Origin of the sequence: Arthrobacter luteolus NBRC 107841 (genome assembly GCF_001552075.1) — a bacterium.
GTDB lineage: Bacteria > Actinomycetota > Actinomycetes > Actinomycetales > Micrococcaceae > Arthrobacter_B > Arthrobacter_B luteolus.
The window spans coordinates 368,214-391,881 of the sequence record NZ_BCQM01000001.1; the positions used below are offsets into that span (position 1 = coordinate 368,214).

Sequence of the window (23,668 nt, forward strand, 5' to 3'; positions counted from 1 at the left end):
CGCGGGGGACGGCTTGTTCAGCCGTCCCCCGCGTTTATGATGCTACTCCCACTCGATGGTTCCCGGCGGCTTGCTCGTCACGTCGAGCACCACGCGGTTCACACCGTCCACCTCGTTGGTGATCCGGTTCGAAATCCGGGCCAGCAGGTCATACGGCAGCCGCGACCAGTCCGCCGTCATGGCGTCTTCGCTGGACACCGGACGCAGGACGATGGGATGGCCGTAGGTGCGGCCGTCACCCTGGACTCCGACGCTGCGGACATCAGCCAGCAGCACTACCGGCATCTGCCAGACCTCGTCATCCAGGCCGGCAGCGGTGAGCTCGGCGCGGGCAATCGCGTCTGCCCGGCGCAGCAGGTCCAGGCGTTCCTGGTTGACCTCGCCGATGATGCGGATACCGAGTCCGGGGCCGGGGAACGGCTGGCGGCCAACGATTTCGGCGGGCAGGCCGAGCTCGCGGCCCACGGCACGGACCTCGTCCTTGAACAGCAGGCGCAGCGGCTCGACCAGTTCGAACTGCATGTCTTCCGGCAGGCCGCCCACGTTGTGGTGGCTCTTGATGTTCGCCGCACCTTCGCCGCCGCCGGATTCGACGACGTCGGGGTACAGGGTGCCTTGAACCAGGAAGCGGATCGGTTCGCCGGCGGCCTTGGCCTCGGCCATGATGGCACGCTCGGCTTCTTCGAAGGCGCGGATGAACTCACGGCCAATGATCTTGCGCTTCGTTTCCGGATCGGTGACGCCGGCGAGGGCGCTCAGGAAACGCTCCTGTTCGTTGGCGACGTAGAGGTTGACGCCGGTGGCGGCGACGAAGTCGCGTTCCACCTGCTCTGCCTCACCTTCACGGAGCAGGCCGTGGTCCACGAAGACACAGGTCAGCTGGTCGCCGACGGCGCGCTGGACCAGGGCAGCTGCCACGGCGGAGTCGACGCCGCCGGAAAGACCGCAGATGACCCGGGAGGAGCCGATCTGTTCGCGGATCCGCTCGACCTGCTCGTCGACAATGTTGCCGGTGGTCCAGCTGCGGTCCAGGCGGGCGCCCTTGAACAGGAAGTTCTCCAGGACCTGCTGCCCGTGGGCGGAGTGCTTGACCTCGGGGTGCCACTGCACGCCGTAGAGCCGCTTCTCCTCGTTGGCGAAAGCGGCCACCGGCGCGCCGGCGGTGCTGGCCAGCACATCGAAGCCCTCAGGAGCTTCCTGGACGCTGTCCCCGTGGCTCATCCAGGTGTTCTGGTGGTCCGGAGTGCCTTCGAGGATGGAGCGGGCACCGTTGACGGTCTTGGCGTCCGTGGAACCGTATTCGCGCAGGCCGGTCTCGGCGACCTTGCCGCCGAGTGCGGCGGCCATTGCCTGGAAGCCGTAGCAGATGCCGAAGACCGGCACCCCGGCTTCGAAGAGCGCGGGATCGATTTTCGGTGCACCCTCGGCGTAGACGCTGGAGGGTCCGCCGGACAGAATAATGGCTGCGGGGTTCTTGGCCAGCAGCGCTTCAGTGCTGTAGGTGTGCGGCACAACCTCGGAGTAAACATCGGCTTCGCGCACGCGCCGGGCAATCAGCTGGGCGTACTGGGCACCGTAGTCTACAACCAGGACGGGGCGCTCTTCTATGGGAGCAGTCGCGGGATTAGTCACGGTTTCAAGGATAGTCGCCTGAGTGCCGCCACCGCACATCGCGGGCGGGACCGGCCGCGGTGCGCGGCCGGTCCGGCTCTGCCGCTAGTAGCGCTTGGCCGCTTCGGGGTGGGCTTCCAGCTCGGCCAGCACCTGCTTGTGGGTCCGGCTCTCCACGATGAAGGAGAGGAACGGCACAACACCGCCCAGGGCAATCACAATGAATTTTGCGAACGGCCAGCGCATCATCTGCCAGATCCTGAAGTCCGCGAACAGGTAAACCACGTAGAGCCAGCCGTGGGCGATCAGCACCGCCGTGTACAGGTTCAGGCCGCCGAGCATCACCGGGGGGATGTCCAGCGCGTACTTCATGATCATTTCGGCGACCAGCAGCAGCAGGAAAACGCCCGTCACCCATGAGGAGATCTTGTAGAAGGTCAGGGCAGAACGGATCTGGGCGTGGGTTCCGCCGAACCGGCGCTTCTTTTTCCGGGGCCTCGGCTTCTTGGTGACTGCGGGATCGCTCACTTCTTTACCTCACTGCTAGTTGGTCCGGGCGGCAGCTCTCCGCCGGACTGGTCGTCTTCAGGTGCATCGTCGTACTCGTCATCGTCTTCATAGTCGTCATCGTCTTCGAGGCTGCGCTGGTAGGAGTCGGCGAGCAGACGCCACCAGAGGAACACAGCGAACCCGGCAAAAACGAACCATTCCACTGCGTAGAAGATGTTCAGCCAGTTGACGGTCTTTTCCTGCGGCTGCGGTCCTGTGACGACGGTTTCCAGCTCGCTGGCCGGGCCCTGCTGGCCGGCAGCCTGCGTCTCGTGTGCCGTGACGAACGCGGAATAGAGGGGTTCGTCCCAGATGTTCGCGAGCTCCGCACTGGAAAGTGCGCCCACTGTCCCGTCGGGCTGGGGACCGGCGACCGGTGCCTCAGAGGGCAGGAGCCGCCCGGTGATTTCGACGCCGCCCTCCGGGGCGGTGCCTGCGTTGGACGAGTCGTCGGTCCAGCCGCGGACGACCGGGATCAGCGTATCCCCGGGTGCGCCGTCGACGGCGAAGGCCGTGACCACCCAGTAGCCTTCCTCGCCGTCCTGCAGGCGGTTCGGAACCAGGACCTGGTCTGCGGGCTGGAAGGAGCCGGTAAAAGAGACCATCTGATCGGCCTGGGTGGCGTAAAGCGGCTCCCCCGGGGTGAAGACCTCGGTGAGCGGGCGGACCTCCTCCGTGGTCGCTGCCGGCGGGGCGCCCTCATTCTCAGCGGAGGAAAACTGCCACTCGCTGAGGAGCACGAAGACGGTGGAAATGGCCAGAGCAAGGATCAGGCCGGCGATCCAGCGTAGTTGCAGGGCAGTCTTAAGCACGGCTTAACGGTACTTCGTACTTGTGTAGAAAACCGAATGCCCGGTCGCCGGGCGGTCAATGGTCAAAGAACACCAGCGAGGAATTGATCAGTTCCGCAATAACCTCCGGGTCCTGGGCCCGGCGCAGGGATTCGCGGAAAGCCGGCCGGAACAGCGACCGGGCGAGGGTGGCCAGGACCTCAAGATGCTCGGAATAGGAGGCGGCGGGCGTCGCAATCAGCAGCACCACGCTAGCCGGGCCGTCCAACGCCCCGAAGTCCAGCCGGTGCCCGTATTTGCAGATACCCACGGCGATCGAGGTCTTGACCGCGTACTCGCTCCGGGCATGCGGCAGACCGATTCCGCCGGGAAGCCCGGTGGCCATCTGGTGTTCCCTGGCCGTGACGTCCTTCAGGAAGCCCTGCAGATCGGTCAGCCGGCCCTGCTTGTACATCCGCTCGGCAAGCTGGGCGGCAGCATCGGTCCGGTCTTTGGCCTCCAGGTCCAGGATGACCATCTCCGGTTCCGTCAGGACCGCGTCATACTGATTCAGACTCAGATCGCTCATGCTTGCATGCCGTTCAGCGCGGGGGCGCGATGTCCTGGACGGCCAGCCGGGCAGCATCGGCGGAAACGTCGTCCGGCTGTTCCTGGCTCAGGCGCTCTGCCTCCACCCGGGCCAGGTAGTGCCGGACCTCGCTTTCAACCCGCTGTTCATCCCAGCCCAGCACCGGAGCCATCAGCTTGGCGACGACCGGAGCTGCGGAGACACCACGGTCCCAGGACTCGATGGAGATCCGGGTCCGGCGGGCCAGAACGTCCTCGATGTGGCGGGCACCTTCGTGCGTGGTGGCGTACACAACTTCGGCGCGCAGGTAGTCATCCGCGCCGGGCAGGGGCTCGCCGAGGGTCGGGTCCGCGGCAATCAGGTCCAGCACTTCGCCGGCCAGGGAGCCGTAGCGGTTGAGCAGGTGCTCCACCCGCACCACATGGATGCCGTAGTCCTCCGCCGTACGGTGGCGTTTGTTCCAGGCGGCCTTGTAGCCGACGGCACCGAGCAGCGGAATCGTCTGGGTGCAGCTCTCGGGGACCTTTTCGTCCAAGGCCCGTGCTGCCTCGTCCACAGCGTCCTTTGCCATCACCCGGTAGGTGGTCCACTTTCCGCCGGCGACGACCACCAGCCCCGGTACGGGGTGCGCCACGACGTGTTCGCGGGAGAGCTTGGCAGTGGAATCGTTCTCGCCCGCCAGCAGGGGCCGCAGCCCGGCGTACACGCCTTCGACGTCCTCGCGGGTCAGGGGCCGTTTCAGGACCCGGTTGACGTGTTCGAGGAGGTAGTCAATGTCCGCCGACGTTGCGGCCGGGTGCGCCTTGTCCAGGTTCCAGTCGGTGTCTGTGGTGCCGACGATCCAGTGCCGTCCCCACGGGATCACGAAGAGCACGGACTTCTCGGTGCGGAGAATCATGCCCACGGTGGACTGGATCCGGTCCCGCGGCACCACAAGGTGGATGCCCTTCGAGGCCCGGACCTTCAGCTGGCCGCGGTCCGTGACCATGGCCTGGGTTTCATCGGTCCAGACGCCGGTGGCGTTGACCACCTGCTGGGCGAAGATGTCGAACTCTTCCCCGCTTTCCTGGTCCCGGACCCGGGCTCCGACCACACGCTCGCCCTCCCGGAGGAAGTCGACGACGGCGAGCCGGTTCGCGGCGGCAGCGCCGTAATGCACTGCGGTGCGGACCATGTTGGCCACGTAGCGTGCGTCGTCGACCTGCGCGTCGTAATAGCGGATCGAGCCGATCATGGCGTCGTCCTTGAGGCTGGGAGCCGCCCGGAGGGTCGAACGCCGGCTGAGGTGCTTGTGCATGGGCACCCCGCGGGAATTGCCCGAGGTCAGTCCCATGGTGTCGTAGAGCAGGATTCCGGCGCCGACGTACGGCCGCTCGATGACCCGCTTGGTCAGCGGATACAGGAAGGGCACCGGCTTGACCAGGTGCGGGGCAATCCGCTGGATCAGCAGGCCGCGTTCCTTCAGGGCTTCCTGCACCAGCGCGAAATCAAGCATTTCCAGGTACCGCAGACCGCCGTGGATCAGCTTCGAGGACCGGGAGGAGGTTCCTGAGGCCCAGTCCCGGGCTTCCACCATGCCGACCTTCAAGCCGCGGGTCACGGCGTCGAGCGCCGCCCCGGCACCCACCACGCCGCCGCCGACGATCAGGATGTCCAGCTCACCGCCGGGTTGGGCGGTGGCACGCAGTTTCTCGAGGGCAGCTTCGCGGTATTCCGGACTTAGAGCATCTGTAGCCATGGTCAAGATTCCTCTCTGAAGCGTGCCCCCGGGTACCGGGGAGGATGTGCTCAGGTGTTGTACAGGTAGGGCGAGACCAGCACATCGATGCGCTGGAAGGCCTTTAGATCAGAGTAGCCGGTAGTGGCCATTGCCCGCCTTAGTGCACCCATCAGATTCGATGTCCCGTTGGTATGGTGCGACGGACCCCACAGCACTTCCTGGAGCGGGCCGACGGTGTCCAGATGGACCCTGTCTCCGCGCGGCAGTTCGCTGTGGTGCGCTTCCTGGCCCCAGTGCCAGCCCCGTCCGGGGGCTTCTTCGGCGCGGGCCAGGGCGGAACCGAGCATCACTGCGTCGGCGCCCATGGCGATGGCCTTGATGATGTCGCCGCTGGTGCCCATGCCGCCGTCGGCAATCACGTGCACATAGCGGCCGCCGGACTCGTCCATGTAGTCCCGGCGCGCTTCGGCGATGTCGGAGATCGCAGTGGCCATCGGCGCGTGGATGCCCAGGGCACGCCGCGTCGTCGTCGTCGCTCCCCCGCCGAAACCAACCAGGACGCCGGCAGCGCCGGTGCGCATCAGGTGCAGCGCCGGGGTGTAGCCGGCGGCACCGCCCACGATGACGGGGACGTCGAGTTCGTAGATGAACTGCTTGAGGTTCAGCGGTTCGGCGTTTTTGGAGACGTGCTCGGCGGAGACGGTGGTTCCGCGGATGACGAAGATGTCCACGCCCGCGGCCAGGACGGTCTTGTAGAACTCCTGGGTGCGCTGCGGCGTCAGTGACCCTGCCACGGTGACTCCGGCTTCGCGGACCTCGGCCAGGCGGGAGGTGATCAGTTCGGCACGGATGGGTGCCGCGTAGATTTCCTGCAGCCGGCGGGTGGCAGCCGGGTTGAAGTTCTCTTCGCTCAGGACGGCAATCTCGTCCAGGACCGGCTGCGGATCCTCGTAACGGGTCCACAGGCCCTCGAGGTTCAGGACGCCGAGTCCGCCAAGCCGGCCAAGGGCAATGGCCGTTGCCGGGGACATCACCGAGTCCATGGGAGCGCCGATCACCGGCATCTCGAACTGGTAGGCGTCTATCTGCCAGTTGACCGAGACGTCCTGCGGATCGCGGGTGCGCCGGGACGGCACAATCGCTACGTCATCCAGGGAGTAGGCTCTGCGCCCACGCTTGCCTCGGCCAATCTCTATCTCGTTAGTCACTGCTCTAGGTTATCCCAGACCAAAAAGGAAGCGGGCACCGTCCCTGTGGAACGGTGCCCGCTTCGTCATGGAGCAGGTGCCTAGCGGCGGCCGTAGTTCGGCGCCTCGGCGGTCATCATGATGTCGTGCGGGTGGGATTCCTTCAGCCCGGCGGGGGTGATCCGGACGAACCGCCCCTTGGCCTTGAGCTCGGGAATGGTGTGCGCGCCGGTGTAGAACATGGTCTGGCGCAGGCCGCCGACCAGCTGGTGCGCGACGGCGGAGAGCGGGCCGCGGTACGGCACCTGGCCTTCAATGCCTTCCGGGATCAGCTTCTCGTCGCTGGGGACGTCTGCCTGGAAGTAGCGGTCCTTGGAGTAGGACGTGTTCTTCCCGCGGGTCTGCATGGCGCCCAGGGACCCCATGCCGCGGTAGGTCTTGAACTGCTTGCCGTTGACGAAGACAAGGTCGCCGGGGCTCTCGGCCGAGCCGGCGAGCAGGCCGCCGAGCATCACGGTGTCAGCGCCGGCCACGATGGCCTTGCCGATGTCGCCCGAGTACTGCAGGCCGCCGTCGGCGATCACCGGCACGCCTGCGGGAATGGCTGCCTTTGCGGCTTCGTAGATGGCGGTGATCTGCGGAACGCCAACACCGGCAACAACGCGGGTGGTGCAGATGGAGCCCGGGCCCACGCCCACCTTGATGGCGTCCGCACCGGCGTCGATCAGGGCCTGTGCGCCCTCACGGGTGGCGGCCTGTCCGCCGATGACGTCGACGTGCGCGGCAGCCGGATCCTTCTTCAGCCGGGCAATCATCTCCAGGACGCCTGCACTGTGGCCGTTCGCGGTGTCCACCACCAGGATGTCGACGCCGGCCTCGACCAGCGTCATCGCCCGCTCGTAACCGTCGCCGAAGAACCCGACGGCGGCACCGACACGGAGCCGGCCCTCGTCGTCCTTGGTGGCCAGCGGGTACTGCTCGGCCTTGTCGAAGTCCTTGACCGTGATCAGGCCCTGCAGGCGGCCGGCGTCGTCCACCAGCGGGAGTTTTTCAATCCGGTTCTTGCCGAGCAGCTCGACGGTTTCCTCGGGTGTGATGCCCACGCGTCCGGTGATCAGCGGCATCCGGGTCATGACTTCCCCGACCGTGCGGGTGGCGTACTCGGAGCGCGGAATGAAGCGGGTGTCGCGGTTGGTCACGATACCCAGGAGCTTGTTGTCCGGGTCCACGACGGGCAGGCCGGAGACCCGGAAGTGGGCGCACAGGTCATCGAGTTCCGCCAGCGTTGCTTCCGGGTAGATCGTGACCGGGTTGGTGATCATGCCGGATTCGCTGCGCTTGACGCGGTCCACGTGCTCAGCCTGGTCGGTGATGGACAGGTTGCGGTGGATCACCCCGAGGCCGCCGTGGCGGGCCATGGCGATGGCCATCCGGGATTCGGTCACGGTGTCCATCGCAGCGGACAGCAGCGGGGTCTGGACCGTGATCCGCTTGCTGAGGCGGGAGCTGGTGTCAGCCTCGGACGGGATCACGTCCGTGGGGCCGGGCAGCAGGAGGACATCGTCGTAGGTAAGACCGATGAAGCCGAACGGATCGTGTTCTGGGGACTGCTGGCTCAAGTTCGCGCCTCTTTCAGGACCGGAGAGTGTGGGGAGGGCCGGAGCATCACGGCCGCGTTACATTCAATCGTAGAACGAAACCGGCGGGGCGCCCTATTCCCGGGGCTTCTCCCGCCCGGCACCGGTTAGGCCGACTCCGGGACCGTGGTCCCCTCCCAGCCGGTGGCTTCGAGGATGCGTTCGGCCAGCACATGGGACGTGGTCTCCATGTAGGTGCGGTTGAGGTGGTCATGGTCCTTGTAGACGATCACATTCCCGATGATTCCCGGGCAGGTGCCGTCAATGCAGAGCAGGTCGGACATATCCAGGACCTGGACGCCGGGAATCCGTTCCTCCAGCCCTTCCAGCGGCGAGACTTCCGCCAGGACGTCGCCGCGCGGCACCTGGCACGCATCGGCCGCGAAACCGTTCTCTTCCAGGCACTTGAACATATCGAATTCGAACCGCGGGTTATCCCGCATGGCCAGCACGGAGATTCCCGCTTCGGCGAAGCCGCGCACGCCCTCGTCGTAGCCTCCGGCCAGCATTTCATCAGGACGGGATTCCTTGGTGACCGAAGCCACGGTGAACACTGCGTCGGGTGCCTTTTCCAGGACGTAGTCCCTGGCCGCCTGGTTGAACGCGTTGCATTCCGGTGAGCGTTCCGGATCCTCGTCACCGTAGCGGCAGCCCATTTTCAGGACGGTGACCACGTGCCAGTCGTTGGCCAGCGCAATCGGCCGCAGAGCCGCGGACCACTGCATGGAGTGCGAGTCGCCCAGGACCACAATGGTCTTTTTGGCCCCCTCGGCGCTGCCGATCTGCTTGCAGGAGTCCGCCAGGACGGAGTCGTCCGCGGGCGCGAAATCCGCTCCGCAGGATTCGTCCAGCTGCGCCCATTCCTGGTCCATGTCCGCCGGTGAAGGCTTCACCAGGGCGCTGGTTGAGGCGGCGAATTCGAAGGCCGGATCCAGCGCCAGGGCGCCGGGGTTGTCCGCGATGCTCTGCAGCCGGACGGCTTCGGCGTCCGCGGTGACCTTGGCCTGCCAGCCCGCCAGCGGTGCCGCGACCACGGCAAACGACGCAGCGAGGACGACGGCGGAGCGCCAGGACGCCGCTTCGGGCCAGGACCAGCCGCGCAGCGGGCCTTCGACCAGCTTGGTTGTCAGGACCGCCAGCACCAGGGAAACCGCGATCACCACCGCGCCGTCGATGATGCCGGCATTCTGCTGCCCGGAGGCGACGAGCCAGAAGACCAGGATGGGCCAGTGCCACAGGTAAAGGGCGTAGGAGTTGTCCCCCAGCTTCACCAGCGGTTTTGCCTTCAGCCAGCGGTCCGCACCCCGGCTGCTGCCGGTGTCTCCGGCGGTGATGATCATGGCTGCGGCAAGGGTGGGCCACAGCGCGAGGTAGCCCGGGAACTGCTGCTGGACCTGCAGGATGATGCCGCAGCTGAGCATGGCGGCCACACCCACCCAGCCCAGGACGATCCGCAGGCGGCGGTTCAGCTGCAGGTAAGGCAGGGCCAGCGCCAGCAGTGAGCCGAGCGCGAATTCCCAAAGCCTGGTCCGGGTATCGAAGTAGGCGTAGGCCTGGTTGGTGCTGGTTTCCCAGATCGAGAACACCAGCGAGGCAGCGAAAATGGTGCCGAAGGTCACGGCCAGCACGGACCGGTAGCTGCGTCGGAGCAGCTTGGCCGCCGGAAGGGCTGCGGCGAAGATCAGCGGCCAGAGGATAAAGACCTGGCCCTGGATGGACAGGGACCAGAAATGCTGGAGCGGGCTCGCGGCGCTGTGGTCCGCGGCGAGGTAGTCCACGGCATTGTTGGCCAGGGTCCAGTTCTGGACATAGAAGAGCGAGGACCATGCCTGGCCGATGACGTCCTGCCAGGCGCTGGCCGGCAGGAGGGATGCGGCCGCCGTAAGGACGGCAAGCAGCACTACGACGACGGCGGGCAGCAGGCGCTTGAACAGGTGCAGCCAGTAGCGGCCCAGGGCCAGGGCGCGGCCGGTTTCGGCTTTGCGGACGAAGGAGCCGGTGAGCAGGAAGGCCGAAATCAGCAGGAAGATGTCCACTCCCCCGGAAACCCGTCCAAGCCACACGTGGTAGAGGACCACCAGCACCACGGCGAGGGCTCGGAGGCCCTGGACTTCGGGGCGGTAGCGCCGTTCGGTGGGGGCTGATGCTGCCGGGGTGGCGGTGGTGCCGGACTTCGCTGCTGCTTCGGGGCGGGCGGCGTGGCGCGAAGCGGCAGCGTGCTGCTCAGGTGCTGACACTTGCGGGTGTCCTTTCGACATGGTAAATACCGCAAGAGTTTACCTGCCGTTCGCACAGAGCTGGAATCCGCGCAGTGCCCAGCCACGGGACGCAGGACACAAACAGGCCCGGCCGAACGCAGAAATCCTGCGCCTGGCCGGGCCTTTTTGCTCAGCTGAAACTAGTGCTGGTGACCGTGGTCATCGCCCTCGTCGGAGGGCTTTTCAACAACCAGTGCCTCGGTCGTGAGGACCAGGGCAGCGATCGAAGCAGCGTTGCGCAGCGCCGACCGGGTGACCTTGACGGGGTCGATGACGCCGGCTTCGATCAGGTTGACGTATTCGCCGGTGGCGGCGTTGAAGCCGTTGTTGACTTCGAGCTCACCTACCTTGGAAACAACAACCATGCCTTCGGCACCGGCGTTCTCGGCGATCCAGCGCAGCGGCTGCGCCAGGGCGCGGCGGACCAGGCCAACCGCGGTGGCGGCGTCGCCTTCGAGCTTGGTGACGTTGGCATCGGTGTCCAGGGCGCGGGCAGCGTGGACCAGCGCGGAACCGCCGCCGGCCACAATGCCTTCTTCCAGGGCGGCACGGGTCGAGGACACGGCGTCTTCGATCCGGTGCTTCTTTTCCTTCAGCTCAACTTCGGTTGCGGCGCCGACCTTGATGACGCCGATGCCGCCGGAGAGCTTAGCCAGGCGCTCCTGGAGCTTCTCGCGGTCCCAGTCGGAATCCGTGCGCTCGATTTCGGCACGGATCTGGGCCACACGGTCCGCGACGTCAGCTTCGGAACCGGAGCCGTCGACGATGGTCGTGTGATCCTTGGTGACCGTGATGCGGCGGGCGGAGCCCAGCACCTCAAGGCCAACCTGGTCCAGCTTCAGGCCGAGGTCCGGAGACACGACCTGCGCGCCGGTGAGGGTCGCGATGTCCTGCATCATGGCCTTGCGGCGGTCTCCGAAGCCCGGAGCCTTGACGGCAACCACGTTCAGCGTGCCGCGGATCTTGTTGACCACCAGGGTGGACAGGGCTTCACCGTCAACATCTTCGGCAATGATGAACAGCGGCTTGGAGGCCTGCAGTGCCTTCTCCAGCAGGGGAAGGAATTCGGCGACCGAAGAGATCTTGCCGGAGTTGATCAGGATGAGCGCGTCTTCGAGGACGGCTTCCTGGCGTTCCGGATCGGTCACGAAGTAGGGCGAGAGGTAACCCTTGTCGAACTGCATGCCTTCGGTGATGACCAGTTCGGTGGAGGTCGAAGAGGACTCTTCGATCGTGATGACGCCGTCCTTGCCGACCGTGTCGAAAGCCTTGGCCAGCAGTTCGCCGATTTCTTCGCTCTGCGCGGAGATGGCGGCGACGTGGGCAACCTGGTTGCCCTCTACTTCCTGGGCGTTTTCCAGCAGGCGCGCGGCGACGGCCTCGACGGCAGTTTCGATGCCGTGCTTGAGGGCGCCCGGTGCTGCGCCGGCTGCCACGTTGCGCAGGCCTTCCTTCACGAGGGCCTGGGCCAGGACGGTGGCGGTGGTGGTGCCGTCACCGGCGACGTCGTTGGTCTTGGTGGCGACTTCCTTGGCCAGCTGCGCGCCAAGGTTCTCATACGGGTCGTCCAGCTCAACTTCGCGGGCGATCGTGACGCCGTCGTTGGTGATGGTGGGGGCGCCCCACGTCTTGGCGAGCACAACGTTGCGGCCGCGCGGGCCGAGGGTGACCTTGACCGTGTTGGCGAGCTTGTCGACACCGGCTTCCAGTGAACGACGGGCGGAGTCGTTGAACTCCAACTGCTTTGCCATGTGTGTGTCCTTTCCGACAACTACATCTGCATCTACAAAAGAAAACCCCGGCCGAATCTGGCCGGGGTCTTCAAAGAATTACTTGACGACGATGGCCAGCACGTCGCGTGCGGAGAGCACCAGGTATTCCTGGCCGCCCTGCTTGACCTCGGTTCCGCCGTACTTGGAGTAGATGACGACGTCGCCCTCGGCGACATCGATCGGCACACGGTTGCCGTTGTCGTCTACGCGGCCGGGGCCGACTGCTACGACTTCGCCTTCCTGCGGCTTTTCCTTTGCGGTGTCCGGGATGACCAGGCCGGAGGCCGTGGTCTGCTCAGCTTCGAGCGGGCGAACAACGATGCGATCCTCAAGGGGCTTAATAGAGACCGACACTCGGGCTCTCCTTTGCTTAGTTACTAACGGGTTTGTGGACCGTCGGTAGGCGCTTGCCGTCGTCGCGGGTGCCGGTGAACGCTTCCCTCAGGAGTTAGCACCCTCACATGGCGAGTGCTAGGTCCGACTTTATGCAACCGTTAGCACTCGGTCAAGGTGAGTGCCAACAATCCTTGAGGGAATCGTGAGTGCGTGCTTTGGGCGCCCCTGCGGCAGCCGGGCTTTCTGTTACCTGCACCCCGCCCTCAAGTTGCTTAGCCTTGCCTAACCGGATAGTTTTCAAGGGCGCGCAAAAATTAGCCAACGATTTTGTGTCCTAATGGCGGAGGCATCCGGCAGGCGGCGCATCCTTTGAGAAACAAACTGGAGCACCCACTCGTGAAGACGACCCTGAAGTCCCGGCTGCTTGCCGGAACCGCCCTCGTGTCCCTGCTTGCCGTGAGCGCGTGCGGCCAGGAAACCGACGCTGCCGCCGAGCCGGCAGCTGCCGAGCCCACCACCGTCACCGTCGAGCACACGCAGGGAACCACCGAGGTTCCGGTTAACCCGGAGACGGTCTACACCTTCGATCTGGGTGCCCTGGACACCCTGGATGCCCTGGGCATCGAGGTGGACGGTGTCCCTGCCGCGAACTTCCCCGAAAGCCTGTCCAAGTACGGCTCGGATGACTACGCCAAGATCGGCAGCATGAAGGAGCCCGACTTCGAGGCCATCAGCGCCGGCGCCCCCGACCTGATCATCATGTCCGGCCGGGTATCCGATTCCTATGAGGAACTGAGCAAGATCGCTCCCACGATCAACGTCAGCACCGACGCTGCGGATCCGTGGAATTCCTTCATCTCGAACACCGAAATCATCGGTGAGATCTTCGGCAAGGAAGCCGAAGTTGAAGAGAAGCTTGCTGCCCTGGACGCCAAGGTCGAAGAAACCAAGGCCACCGCAGCAGACGCAGGCAACGGCCTGATCGTCCTGACCAGCGGCGGTGAAATGACTGCCTACGGCGCCGGCTCCCGTTTCGGCCTGATCCACGACGTCCTCGGTGTAGCCACCGCTGCGGACATCAAGTCCGAAGCCCAGCACGGCGAATCCGTGTCCTTCGAATACGTGGCCGAGGTCAACCCGGATCACCTGTTCGTCATCGACCGCGACGTCGCAGTGGGCAACGCCGGCGAAGTTGCCTCCGCAGTACTGGACAACGAACTGGTCAAGGGCACCAAGGCTGCCCAGAACGACAACATCACCATGCTCGATTCCTCCAGCTGGTACCTCGTGGGCTACGGCCTGAACAACGTTGACGCCATGGTCAGCGCTGTCCAGGACGGCATCGCCTAGACCGTCCACACCACCTGCTAGATCCTTGCCGGCCGGCCTTCCCCAGGGGAAGGCCGGCCGCTGAGGGAGACGGAACACGCTATGACCACGATTACTCCCCCCGCAGCTCCGGCACCCGCCGGGGCCGCTGCCGTTTCCGGACGACGGCGGTTCCTGGGTCCCGCAGCCATGCTGATCCTGGGGGGAACCGCCGTCCTGGTGCTCGCCGTCGTCAGCATGTTCGTTGGTGTCAGCGACGTTTCGCTGGGCTCCCTGCTTGCCGGTGACGAACATGCCTGGGACATCTTCTGGATCAGCCGGGTCCCCCGGACTCTGAGCATCATCCTGGCCGGTATGGCGCTGAGCGTGGCCGGGCTCATCATGCAGCTGATGGCACGCAACAAGTTCGTGGAACCCTCCACCGTGGGCACAGTGGAGTCCGCGTCCCTGGGCATCCTGGTGGTCACCGTTTTCCTGCCGGGTGCTTCCCTCTTCCTGAAAATGTCCACCGCGACGGTATTTGCCGTGGCCGGCACGGCGCTCTTCCTGCTGGTCCTGCGCCGCATTCCACTGCGCAACACACTGATCGTCCCGCTCGTGGGAATCATGCTCGGCGGCGTGATTGCCGCCGTCACCACTTTTTTCGCCTACCGGTTCGACCTGCTGCAGACCCTGAACTCCTGGATGACCGGCGATTTCTCCGGGGTGCTGCGCGGACGCTACGAGCTGCTCTGGATCGTCGGTGCACTGACGCTCATCGGCTACCTCGCTGCGGACCGGTTCACCGTGGCCGGCATGGGCCAGGATTTCACCACCAACCTGGGCCTGAACTACAACCGGGTCATGACCTTGGGGCTCATCATCGTGTCGCTGATCAGCGCCGTGGTTGTGGTGAGTGTTGGATCGGTTCCGTTCCTGGGGCTGATTGTTCCCAACCTGGTCTCCCTTCTGATCGGGGACAATGTCCGCCGCGCCATCCCCTGGGTCGCTATCTTCGGGGCGGGCTTCGTCCTCGCCTGCGACATCATCGGCCGGACCATCCGCTACCCGTATGAGATCCCCGTTGGAGTCATCGTCTCCGCCATCGGCAGCGCCCTGTTCCTCTACCTGCTCCTGAGAAAGCGCTCCGCCCGTGCCTAGCAGTCCAGTCAGTGCCCTCCCCTCCGCTCTCACCGCCCAGCGCCGCCGTCCGGTCCGGACACTCTCCCCCCGCTTCTGGATCATCCTGCTGTCGGTGGCGGCAGCTGTCCTGGTGGCCATTTTTATGACTATCGACCTGCGCGGGAACATCGGCTACGTGCTGCCCCGCCGCGCCATCAAGGTGGGATCGATGATCCTGGTGGCCTACGCCGTCGGCGTCTCCACCGTGCTGTTCCAGACCGTGACCGCCAACCGGATCCTGACGCCGTCGATCATGGGCTTTGACGCCCTCTATGTGCTCATCCAGACCGTCCTGGTCTTTACCTTCGGCGGCGGACTGGTCCTGTCCATGTCGGAACCGCTGCGCTACGGCATGGAAGTCGCCCTGATGGTGGGTTTCTCCTTCCTGCTCTACCGCTGGCTCTTTACCGGGGGCGGGAAATCACTGCACCTGATGCTGCTGGTCGGCATTGTGCTGGGCACCCTGTTCCGCGGCGTCTCCTCGCTGCTGCAGCGGCTGATCGAGCCGAGCGAGTTCATCATCCTGCAGGACCTGTTCTTCGCCAGCTTCAACAACGTTGACGGCGCCCTGCTGGGCTACTCACTGATCGCCGCGGCGGTCGTGAGCATTCCGGCTTGGCGGCTGCGCCACCAGCTGGATGTGCTGTCCCTGGGCCGGGAAACCTCAATCAACCTGGGGGTGGAGCACAAGCGGGTGGTGACCATCGTCCTCGTCATCTGTTCGGTGCTGGTGGCCGTCTCGACCGCCCTGGTGGGACCGGTGACCTTCTTCGGGCTGCTGGTGGCGTCTCTGGCCTACCAGCTCTGTTCCCACTTCAAGCACGCGGCTGTGGTCCCGATCGCCGTCCTGCTCGGCATCATCGCCCTGGTGGGCGGGCAGCTGGTCCTGGAACGCATCTTCGCGTTCGACACGGCCCTGAGCATTGTTATCGAATTCGTCGGCGGGATCGTCTTCCTGATCCTGCTCCTGAAAGGCTCCGTCAAATGATCCAGGTCACCGGCGTCACCAAGACGTACGCGAACACCGCCGTGGTGGATGAGGTGAGCTGCCACATCAAGGAAGGCGGCGTCACCTCAATCATCGGCCCCAACGGTGCCGGCAAGTCCACCCTGCTGTCCATGATTGCCCGGCTGCTTCCTGCCGATTCCGGCACTGTGACCGTGGACGGACTGGACGTTGTCCGCACCCCCGGCAAGGACCTGGCCCGGAAGATGGCGATCCTGCGGCAGGACAACCACCTGACCGTCCGCCTGACCGTCCGGGACCTCGTCGGCTTCGGCCGGTATCCGCACAATGGCGGACGCCCGACGGCGCAGTGCCGGGAGAAGATCGAACAGGCCATGGCGTTCCTTGACCTGACCGCCCTGGCGGACCGCTTTGTGGACGAGCTCTCCGGCGGCCAGCGGCAGCGGGCCTTCATCGCCATGGTGCTGGCGCAGGACACCGACTACCTGCTGCTGGATGAACCGCTGAACAACCTGGACATGAAGCACTCCGTGGAGATGATGCGGCTGCTCCGGCGGCTCACGGACGAACTCGGCAAGACGGTGGTCCTGGTCATCCATGACATCAACTTCGCGTCCTGCTACTCCGACGACATCATTGCGATGGCCGACGGCAAGCTGCTCCACCAGGGACCGCCGTCGATGATCATGCAGCCGGAGGTCCTGAAGGACATCTACGAGATCGATATCCGCATCGAGGAGATCGAGGGCAACCGGATCGGCGTGTACTTCGCCTGAGGTGGCTGCTTGGTCCCGGGTCTGAGCCGGGTTCAGGCGCCGGACTCCCGTGCCCGGGCAAGCCGGAGCACGGCCTCTTCCAGGACCTCGGGCGCGCAGCCAAAATTCAGCCGCACATGGCCGTCACCGGCCGTGCCGAACTTGAGCCCCGGTTCCACCGCGACCCGGGCCTTGTCCAGGGCGACCGCGGCCGGGTCCTCGCCCCAGCCCAGGGCGCGCAGATCCAGCCAGGCCAAATAGCCGGCGTCGGGCATCCGGTACTTGACCCCGGGCAGTTCTGCGGACAGCAACTCGCCCAGAAGGCGGCGGTTGCCATCCAGCATTTTCAGGACACCATCCAGCCACTCCTCCCCCTCCGCGAAAGCGGCGGCTGTGCCGTGCAGTCCGAGGATACTGGTCCGGAAGCCGGTTCCAGCTGGCATGCCGTCCAGAAGCAGTTGCATGGCGGGATCCCCCGCCACCACGATGGCGCACTTGGCACCGGCGATGTTCCAGCCCTTGCTGGCCGCGGTCACGCAGACCCCGTGGGCACGGGCCTCCTCCGAGACCGCCAGGAACGGCGTGAAGTCAGCAGCCGAATAAACCAGTGGTGCGTGGATCTCGTCGCTGACCACGGTTACGCCGTAGCGGTGCGCCAGCCGGGCAACCTCGGCGAGCGCCTCGCGGGTGTGGATCAGACCCAGCGGATTGTGCGGGTTGCACAGCAGCAGCGCCTGGGCGCCGCCAGCGAAGGCCGCCTCAAGTCCGGCCAGGTCCAGGGACCAACTGGCGCCGTCGTCCAGCAGCGGCACCTCCTTGACAGTCCCGCCCGCCTCGACGGGCAGCTGGAAGAACGGTGCGTAGACCGGCGGGGTGATCACCACCTGGGCGCCGGGGGAAATGGCCTGCCGCAGGGCTTCCACGATGCCGACGCTGACATCCGTGGTGGTGCGGATGCGCGCGGGGTCTACGTCCCAGCCCCAGCGCCGCTGCGCGAACCCGGCAAACGCCGGTGCCAGCGGACCCGGACCCGCAACGTACCCGACGTCGGACGCTTCAATCCGCTCAATCATTGCCCGCGCAACCGCGGGAGCGAGCGGATAATCCATTTCCGCCACGAACAGCGGCAGGACATCCTGCGGGTGGGTACACCACTTGACGCTGGTGCGCCGGCGCAGTTCGTCGAGGGGATCTACGGCCATCTCAGTCATGTCTTCCAATTTACAAGGAACCTGTCTGCCTGCCTGATTCCGGTGGCAGGCCAACGACGGGGAGAACAGCTATCCCGGCGGAAGAACTAGGCTTGTTAGCATGCCCGATACTTCCCTTGCCCATGTCCTGACCCCCGAGGGCTGGGCCCTGCTGAACTCGCTTGGCCCGTACCTGGAGTCCGAGTCGCTGAAGCTGAACACCGATCTTCGCAAAGCCGGGCACTCCCCCGAACTCGTTGCCGCCGTCCTGACCCAGGCGAAGCTGCGGATGAAGGCCCGGGCGAAGTTCGGTCCGTTCGCCGAACATATGCTGTTCACCCCGGCCGGCCTGGAGCAGGCCACCCGGCTGAACGTCGCGGCCCTGCACGCCCAGCGGTTCCAGGAGGCCGGGCTGGTGAAGGTCGCGGACCTCGGCTGCGGCATCGGCGCGGATTCCCTGGCGCTGGCCACACTGGACCGGCAGGTCACCGCCGTCGAACTCGATGAGATCACCGCCGCCGTCGCCACCATCAACCTCATGCCCTGGCCCGAAGCCACCGTGGTCCAGGGAGATGCCGAGAGTTTTGACCTGACCGGGTTCGACGGCGTCTGGCTGGATCCGGCGCGGCGGACGACGTCGACGTCGGGCACCTCCCGCATCTTCGATCCGGAAGCATTTTCGCCGCCACTGTCTTTCGTGGAGTCCCTTGCCGACGGCGGGATGCCCGTGGGAGTGAAGCTGGGGCCGGGAATTCCGCATGAGTCAGTCCCGGCGAACTGCGAGGCCCAGTGGGTCTCCGTCGCCGGCGACGTCACCGAGGCAACCCTCTGGTTCAACGCGCTGCGCCGCCCCGGGATCCGGCGGGCCGCCCTGGTGATCGGGCCGGCCGGAGCTGCTGAGCTGACCTCGCATGAGGACTACGTCCCCGGTGCCCAGGACGTCCGCACGGGCCCGGCCGAGGGATACCTCTATGAGCCCGACGGCGCAGTCATCCGCGCGGGCCTGGTCGCCGACGTCGCACGCACCCTGGGCGGGCATCTGCTGGATCCGCAGATCGCCTACATTGCCGGACCGGAGCTGCTGCAGACCCCGTTTGCCCGCGCGTACCGGATCCTGGAGGTCCGGCCGTACAACGTCAAGGCGCTCAAGGCCTGGGTGCGGGCCAACGGCATCGGCGTGCTGGACATCAAGAAGCGCGGCATGTCTGTGACTCCGGAGGAACTGCGCAAGCAGCTGCTCACCGGCTCCGGCAAGGGCCCGAACAAGGCCACCCTGGTGCTCACCCGGATCGGCGAGGACCGCGTCGCGATCGTCGTCGAGCCGGTGGCCGCCGTCGAATAGCCGGCGGCGGCTGGCAGCAGCTGCGAACCGCTAGCTCCGGGAGAACTCACTGGCTGCACGGACCTGTTCCGGCGTGGGCCGCACCCCGGTGTACAGGACAAACTGCTCCTCGGCCTGGATCGCGATGACCTCGGCGCCCGTGATGACGTGTTTGCCCGCGGCGCGGGCAGCCTGGATCAGCGGGGTTTCCGAGGGGAGCGCGACGACGTCGAACACCGTCCGCGCGGCGGCAACCGTTCCGCCGGAAAAGGACTGGACATGCGCATCGGCTCCGGCCATACCGAGCGGAGTCACGTTGATCAGCAGATCCGCCGTCGCCGTTCCGGGTTCGGCCCGCCAGTCGAAATCGTAAAGATCCGCCAGCGCCCGGCCGGTTCCCTCGTTCCGGGCGATGATGCAGACATCGGAGAATCCGGCGTCGCGGAGGGCAGCAGCCACCGCTTTCGCCATTCCGCCGGAGCCGCGCAGCAGCACCGAGCTGGCCGGTGAGACTGCATGGTCGGCCAGCAGCCGGGCGATGGCCAGGTAGTCGGTGTTGTAGGCGGTGAGGACGCCGGCGTCGTTCACGATGGTGTTCACGGAGTCGATGGCCGCGGCAGAGGCATCCATCCGGTCCACCAGTGCGATGACCTCTTCCTTGTACGGCATCGACACTGCCGCGCCGCGGATCGGCAGGCCGCGCACCCCGGCGATCGCCTGTGCCAGGTCCGCCGGCGCAAAAGCCTTGTAGATGTAGTTCAGGCCCAGCTGTTCATAAAGATAGTTGTGGAACCGGGTACCGATATTGCTCGGCCGGGCGGCCAGTGAGATGCACAGGACCATGTCTTTGTTGAGGATGGGCATCTGATCATTATTGCCTGCAGCGGTTGGAGAAGGAGGTTTGGCAGCGGAACAAAGCAGGCTTTCCTGCGGGCTAGGATTGGATCGGCTCTTAGAACGCAACGGTGCGGACCGGAGACATCCATTCGAGACGCACAGCAGGAGACGTATTGAACATTGAGTTTGCAGCTTCACCGCAGTCGACCCTGGGGGTTGAGTGGGAACTGGCCCTGGTAGACCGGGAGTCCGGGGAGCTTCTCTCAGTAGCTGACCAGGTCCTGCGCGCAGTCAACGCCGCTGACCCGGAGCTCAGCGCGGACGAAGAACACCCGCACATCAAGCAGGAGCTGCTCGAAAACACGGTGGAACTGGTCACCGGCATCTGCACCACCGTGGCCGAGGCAAAAGCCGATCTGGCCCGCTCCATGGCCGCTGTCCGCCGGGTTACCGATGGGATGGGCGTTGAATTGTTCTGCGCCGGCACCCATCCCTTTGCCGTACCGCGCTCCCAGCCCGTGACGGACAAGGAACGCTACGCGAAACTGATCGACCGCACCCAGTGGTGGGGGCAGCAGATGCTCATCTACGGTGTGCACGTCCACGTGGGCCTGGATTCACGGGACAAAGTCCTGCCGGTGCTCGACGGCCTGGTGAACTACTTCCCGCATTTCCAGGCGCTCTCCGCCTCATCCCCGTTCTGGTCCGGGGATGACACCGGGTACGCCTCACAGCGGGCGCTGATGTTCCAGCAGCTGCCGACCGCGGGGCTTCCCTTCCAGTTCCGGTCCTGGGGCGAATACGAGTCCTACGTGCAGGACATGTTCACCACCGGTGTGATCGATTCGATCAGTGAAATCCGCTGGGATATCCGCCCGGTGCCCGCCCTCGGAACCATCGAGCTGCGGGTCTGCGACGGGCTGTCCACCTCCACCGACATCGGGGCCATCGCGGCCCTGACCCAGTGCCTGGTGGACGAGTTCTCCACCATCCTGGACAACGGCGGAACCATTCCCACCATGCCGCCGTGGCACGTACAGGAAAACAAGTGGCGGGCCGCCCGCTACGGGCTCGACGCGATCATCATCCTGGACGCCGCCGGCAACGAAAAGCTGGTCACCGAGCACCTGCTCGAAGACGTCCTGCCGCGCCTGGCCCCGGTTGCGGAAAAGCTCGGCTGCACCGCTGAACTGGCAGACGTTGCCGGCATCATTGAACGCGGCGCCGGATACCAGCGCCAGCGCCGGGTTGCCGCGGAAAACAACGGCGACCTGCGCGCCGTCGTGCTGGACGGCGTCCAGCAGCTCCGCGAAGGGCTCTAACCCCGCGTTTCTGCCCTGCCGCCAAGCCGGCCGGCGCTGCCCGGGGAAGGAACCCCGGGACGGCGCTAGGCCGACAGATGGATACTGGTGACCGGCTGCGACGGATCGGGTGTGAATCCCACGCCGGAGGGTTCGCCGCCGGCCATCACCACCTGCGCTCCGAGCGCGGCCACCATGGCCCCGTTGTCGGTGCACAGGCGGATCGGCGGTACCCGCAGGGTGATTCCGGCCGCCGCGCAGCGTTCTGCGGTCAGCTCCCGGAGCCGCGAGTTCGCCGCCACTCCCCCGCCAAGCAGCAGGTTGGTGATCCCGTGTTCGGTGCAGGCCAGCACGGCCTTTGCGGTGATCACGTCCACCACGGCCTCCTGGAAGGACGCCGCGATGTCCGCGACCGGCGGTTCCTGCCCGGCGGCTTCGTACTGCTCCACGCAGCGGGCGACGGCGGTCTTCAGCCCGGAGAAGGACCAGTCATAGCGGTGCGGGCCGGGGGCCTCGGCGCTGCCCATGTACTTGGGCTGGGTGAGCCCGCGCGGGAAGCGGATCGCCTTCGGATTCCCCTCCCGGGCCAGCCTGTCGATCGCCGGGCCTCCGGGATAACCCAGGCCCAGGATGCGGGCCACCTTGTCATACGCCTCGCCCGCGGCGTCGTCGATGGTGGAGCCCAGCAGTTCGACGTCGGAGGTCAGTGTCTTGACCCGCAGGATTTCGGTGTGGCCGCCGGAGACGAGCAGCGCGCCGAGGTTCTCCGGGAGGTCACCGCCGTCGAGCACCCCCACCCCCACATGGGCGACCAGGTGATTGATCGCGTACAGCGGCTTGCCGGTGGCAACGGCGAGGGCCTTCGCCGCGCACACTCCAACCATCAGGGCACCGGCGAGACCGGGCCCGGAGGTGACGGCAATGGCGTCGATGTCTTCGAGCGCCACACCGGCCTCGTCCAGGGCCTGCCGGAGCGTGGGAACGAAGGCATCCAGGTGGGCGCGGGACGCGATCTCCGGGATCACACCGCCAAACCGGACGTGCTCCTCCATGGAGGAGGAGACGGCGTTGGCCAGCAGGGTGGTTCCGCGGACAATTCCGACGCCGGTTTCGTCACAGGATGATTCGATGCCAAGCACCAGGGGTTCGGTGCGGTTCATTTACGCTTCCTTCGGAGTGGGGGCGGTACGCTGCGGGCTGCCCTGCCAGGCCGAGAGGTCCAGGCGCATGATCAGGGCGTCCGCGCCGTCGCGGTAGTAGCGCGGCCGGAGGTGGATCTGTTCGAAACCGAACCAGCGGTAGAGGCGCTGGGCCCGGGGATTATCCGCGCGGACCTCGAGCAGGACGTCATCGGCGCCGCGCTCCTTGGCCTCATCGATCAGCACGGCGAGCAGCCGGGAGCCAATGCCGGCGCCTTCCTGTGCCGCCGAGACGGCGATGGTCTGGACGTCGGCGATGGGCAGCACACACATCAGCCCGGCGTACCCCGCCACGCTGCCGTCCGGCTGCACAGCCACGTAATAGGAACGGGTGTCCGTCTGGCCGAGCTCGTCGTAGAACATCTGCGTGGGCCACGCGTCGACCGGGAACATGGCTTTTTCCAGGGCGTCCACGGCCGGAATGTCGGCCTCGGTCATCGGCCGGATGCTGACCGGCGGGGTCTTCTCCTGCTGGGTGCTCACAGGGCCCGCTTCCGGGGCCCGGGTACCTTGGCGTCGGATTCCCGCAGGTAGAGCGGTGCACTGTCCAGCAGTTCCAGCCCGCGGACCAGGCGCACGACGGCGGTGCGGCCCAGGGCCTCAGCCGTCGGCTGGGCAGCGGCGAAGTCCTGCACGGGACGCAGGATATCCGGATACAGGCCGGCGCCCGCGCCGTACGCGGGCAGGTCCGGGACTTCGGCAGGCGAGGTGACGTGCGGTCCGTCCAGCAGTTCCGGGGTGCCGCCGGTGCTGCGGTAGTGCGCCCAGTAGACTTCCTTGCGCCGCGCGTCCGTGGCGACAACAAATTCGTCCACTCCGGCCCGCCAGGCGTCCAGGGCCGCGTCGAGGGCGATGGCGTCCAGGCTCATCACTCCGTGCAGCGGTTTGTTCCAAGCGAAAGCGAGGGTCCGGGCGGTGGCGATGCCGGAGCGCAGCCCTGTGAACGGGCCGGGGCCGACACCGACCACCAGTGCATCGATCTGCGTTCCGGTAACTCCGGCCTGCTGCAGCAGGTCCTGGATCCCCGGGGCAAGAACCTCGGCGTGGGAACGGGTGTCTGCGGTGGCGAAGGACGCCAGCGTCTCCCCTTCACCGGTTAGCAGTGCCGCACTGGCAATGGCGGAGGTATCGATGGCAAGGATGAGCACGGTGCCCATTTTACGCGGTTCCTTCGTCCCC

21 protein-coding genes are annotated in these 23,668 nt (G+C 66.0%); 6 read left to right on the plus strand and 15 right to left on the minus strand.

Annotated elements, in window-relative coordinates:
* Positions 1-42: 42 nt before the first annotated feature.
* The 10 genes from guaA to groES all read right to left on the minus strand — a co-directional run bounded on the left by guaA (position 43) and on the right by groES (position 12,447).
* Positions 43-1,632: a glutamine-hydrolyzing GMP synthase gene (guaA, locus tag AL3_RS01660; RefSeq protein ID WP_066295807.1), complete on the minus strand. Its 1,590-nt coding sequence runs from the start codon at positions 1,630-1,632 to the stop codon at positions 43-45.
* An 84-nt stretch (positions 1,633-1,716) separates the two neighbouring features.
* Positions 1,717-2,139 (minus strand): DUF3817 domain-containing protein, encoded by a 423-nt coding sequence (locus AL3_RS01665; RefSeq protein ID WP_066295809.1) that lies wholly within the window; start codon positions 2,137-2,139, stop codon positions 1,717-1,719.
* Positions 2,136-2,972 carry an SURF1 family protein gene (locus tag AL3_RS01670; RefSeq protein ID WP_066295814.1) on the minus strand — a complete coding sequence of 279 codons (837 nt, stop codon included), beginning with the start codon at positions 2,970-2,972 and terminating at the stop codon, positions 2,136-2,138. The genes AL3_RS01665 and AL3_RS01670 overlap by 4 nt, the downstream gene beginning before the upstream one ends.
* Before the next feature lie 55 nt (positions 2,973-3,027).
* The gene (locus tag AL3_RS01675; protein ID WP_066295816.1) at positions 3,028-3,519 is read right to left on the minus strand and encodes a PTS sugar transporter subunit IIA; all 492 of its coding nucleotides are present in this window, start codon (positions 3,517-3,519) and stop codon (positions 3,028-3,030) included.
* A gap of 13 nt (positions 3,520-3,532) precedes the next feature.
* Entirely contained in the window at positions 3,533-5,257 is a 1,725-nt protein-coding gene (locus AL3_RS01680) for a glycerol-3-phosphate dehydrogenase/oxidase (protein WP_066295817.1), read from the minus strand.
* Between the two features lie 50 nt (positions 5,258-5,307).
* On the minus strand, positions 5,308-6,447 hold the full coding sequence (locus AL3_RS01685) for a GuaB3 family IMP dehydrogenase-related protein (protein ID WP_066295818.1): 1,140 nt from the start codon (positions 6,445-6,447) through the stop codon (positions 5,308-5,310).
* An 80-nt stretch (positions 6,448-6,527) separates the two neighbouring features.
* Positions 6,528-8,045: an IMP dehydrogenase gene (gene guaB / locus AL3_RS01690; protein WP_066295819.1), complete on the minus strand. Its 1,518-nt coding sequence runs from the start codon at positions 8,043-8,045 to the stop codon at positions 6,528-6,530.
* 125 nt (positions 8,046-8,170) lie between these two features.
* Positions 8,171-10,300, minus strand: coding sequence for an acyltransferase family protein (locus AL3_RS01695; RefSeq protein ID WP_246168415.1), 2,130 nt, complete (start codon positions 10,298-10,300; stop codon positions 8,171-8,173).
* Between the two features lie 161 nt (positions 10,301-10,461).
* On the minus strand, positions 10,462-12,072 hold the full coding sequence (gene groL, locus AL3_RS01700; protein ID WP_066295821.1) for a chaperonin GroEL: 1,611 nt from the start codon (positions 12,070-12,072) through the stop codon (positions 10,462-10,464).
* A gap of 78 nt (positions 12,073-12,150) precedes the next feature.
* Entirely contained in the window at positions 12,151-12,447 is a 297-nt protein-coding gene (gene groES / locus AL3_RS01705) for a co-chaperone GroES (RefSeq protein WP_055239413.1), read from the minus strand.
* 378 nt (positions 12,448-12,825) lie between these two features.
* On the opposite strand from groES, the gene AL3_RS01710 reads away from it, so the two are divergent.
* From AL3_RS01710 to AL3_RS01725, 4 genes are all read left to right on the plus strand, one after another.
* On the plus strand, positions 12,826-13,779 hold the full coding sequence (locus AL3_RS01710) for a siderophore ABC transporter substrate-binding protein (RefSeq protein WP_066295822.1): 954 nt from the start codon (positions 12,826-12,828) through the stop codon (positions 13,777-13,779).
* Between the two features lie 168 nt (positions 13,780-13,947).
* The gene (locus AL3_RS01715) at positions 13,948-14,898 is read left to right on the plus strand and encodes an ABC transporter permease (protein ID WP_066296982.1); all 951 of its coding nucleotides are present in this window, start codon (positions 13,948-13,950) and stop codon (positions 14,896-14,898) included.
* Positions 14,891-15,907 carry an iron chelate uptake ABC transporter family permease subunit gene (locus AL3_RS01720; RefSeq protein ID WP_246168414.1) on the plus strand — a complete coding sequence of 339 codons (1,017 nt, stop codon included), beginning with the start codon at positions 14,891-14,893 and terminating at the stop codon, positions 15,905-15,907. The genes AL3_RS01715 and AL3_RS01720 overlap by 8 nt, the downstream gene beginning before the upstream one ends.
* Positions 15,904-16,662: an iron ABC transporter ATP-binding protein gene (locus AL3_RS01725; protein ID WP_066295823.1), complete on the plus strand. Its 759-nt coding sequence runs from the start codon at positions 15,904-15,906 to the stop codon at positions 16,660-16,662. The genes AL3_RS01720 and AL3_RS01725 overlap by 4 nt, the downstream gene beginning before the upstream one ends.
* Positions 16,663-16,694: 32 nt before the next feature.
* On the opposite strand, the gene AL3_RS01730 is transcribed toward AL3_RS01725, so the two are convergent.
* A complete protein-coding gene (locus tag AL3_RS01730) occupies positions 16,695-17,852 on the minus strand; it encodes a MalY/PatB family protein (protein ID WP_066295824.1) in 1,158 nt (385 codons plus the stop codon).
* A 100-nt stretch (positions 17,853-17,952) separates the two neighbouring features.
* On the opposite strand from AL3_RS01730, the gene AL3_RS01735 reads away from it, so the two are divergent.
* Positions 17,953-19,173 (plus strand): class I SAM-dependent methyltransferase, encoded by a 1,221-nt coding sequence (locus tag AL3_RS01735; protein WP_066295825.1) that lies wholly within the window; start codon positions 17,953-17,955, stop codon positions 19,171-19,173.
* A gap of 30 nt (positions 19,174-19,203) precedes the next feature.
* On the opposite strand, the gene AL3_RS01740 is transcribed toward AL3_RS01735, so the two are convergent.
* Positions 19,204-20,016, minus strand: coding sequence for a shikimate 5-dehydrogenase (locus tag AL3_RS01740; protein ID WP_083521362.1), 813 nt, complete (start codon positions 20,014-20,016; stop codon positions 19,204-19,206).
* Positions 20,017-20,162: 146 nt separating this feature from the next.
* Here AL3_RS01740 and AL3_RS01745 point away from each other — a divergent pair, with 146 nt between their 5' ends.
* On the plus strand, positions 20,163-21,311 hold the full coding sequence (locus tag AL3_RS01745) for a glutamate--cysteine ligase (RefSeq protein ID WP_066295826.1): 1,149 nt from the start codon (positions 20,163-20,165) through the stop codon (positions 21,309-21,311).
* A 65-nt stretch (positions 21,312-21,376) separates the two neighbouring features.
* Here the strand turns inward: AL3_RS01745 and tsaD are convergent, their stop codons facing one another.
* Genes tsaD through tsaB form a run of 3 tightly spaced genes read right to left on the minus strand, consistent with a single transcriptional unit; the run spans position 21,377 to position 23,637 of the window.
* Positions 21,377-22,450 carry a tRNA (adenosine(37)-N6)-threonylcarbamoyltransferase complex transferase subunit TsaD gene (gene tsaD / locus AL3_RS01750; protein WP_066295827.1) on the minus strand — a complete coding sequence of 358 codons (1,074 nt, stop codon included), beginning with the start codon at positions 22,448-22,450 and terminating at the stop codon, positions 21,377-21,379.
* A complete protein-coding gene (gene rimI / locus AL3_RS01755) occupies positions 22,451-22,927 on the minus strand; it encodes a ribosomal protein S18-alanine N-acetyltransferase (RefSeq protein WP_066296992.1) in 477 nt (158 codons plus the stop codon). It abuts the gene before it with no gap.
* Between the two features lie 41 nt (positions 22,928-22,968).
* Positions 22,969-23,637 (minus strand): tRNA (adenosine(37)-N6)-threonylcarbamoyltransferase complex dimerization subunit type 1 TsaB, encoded by a 669-nt coding sequence (tsaB, locus tag AL3_RS01760; protein WP_066296990.1) that lies wholly within the window; start codon positions 23,635-23,637, stop codon positions 22,969-22,971.
* Between the last annotated feature and the right edge of the window lie 31 nt (positions 23,638-23,668).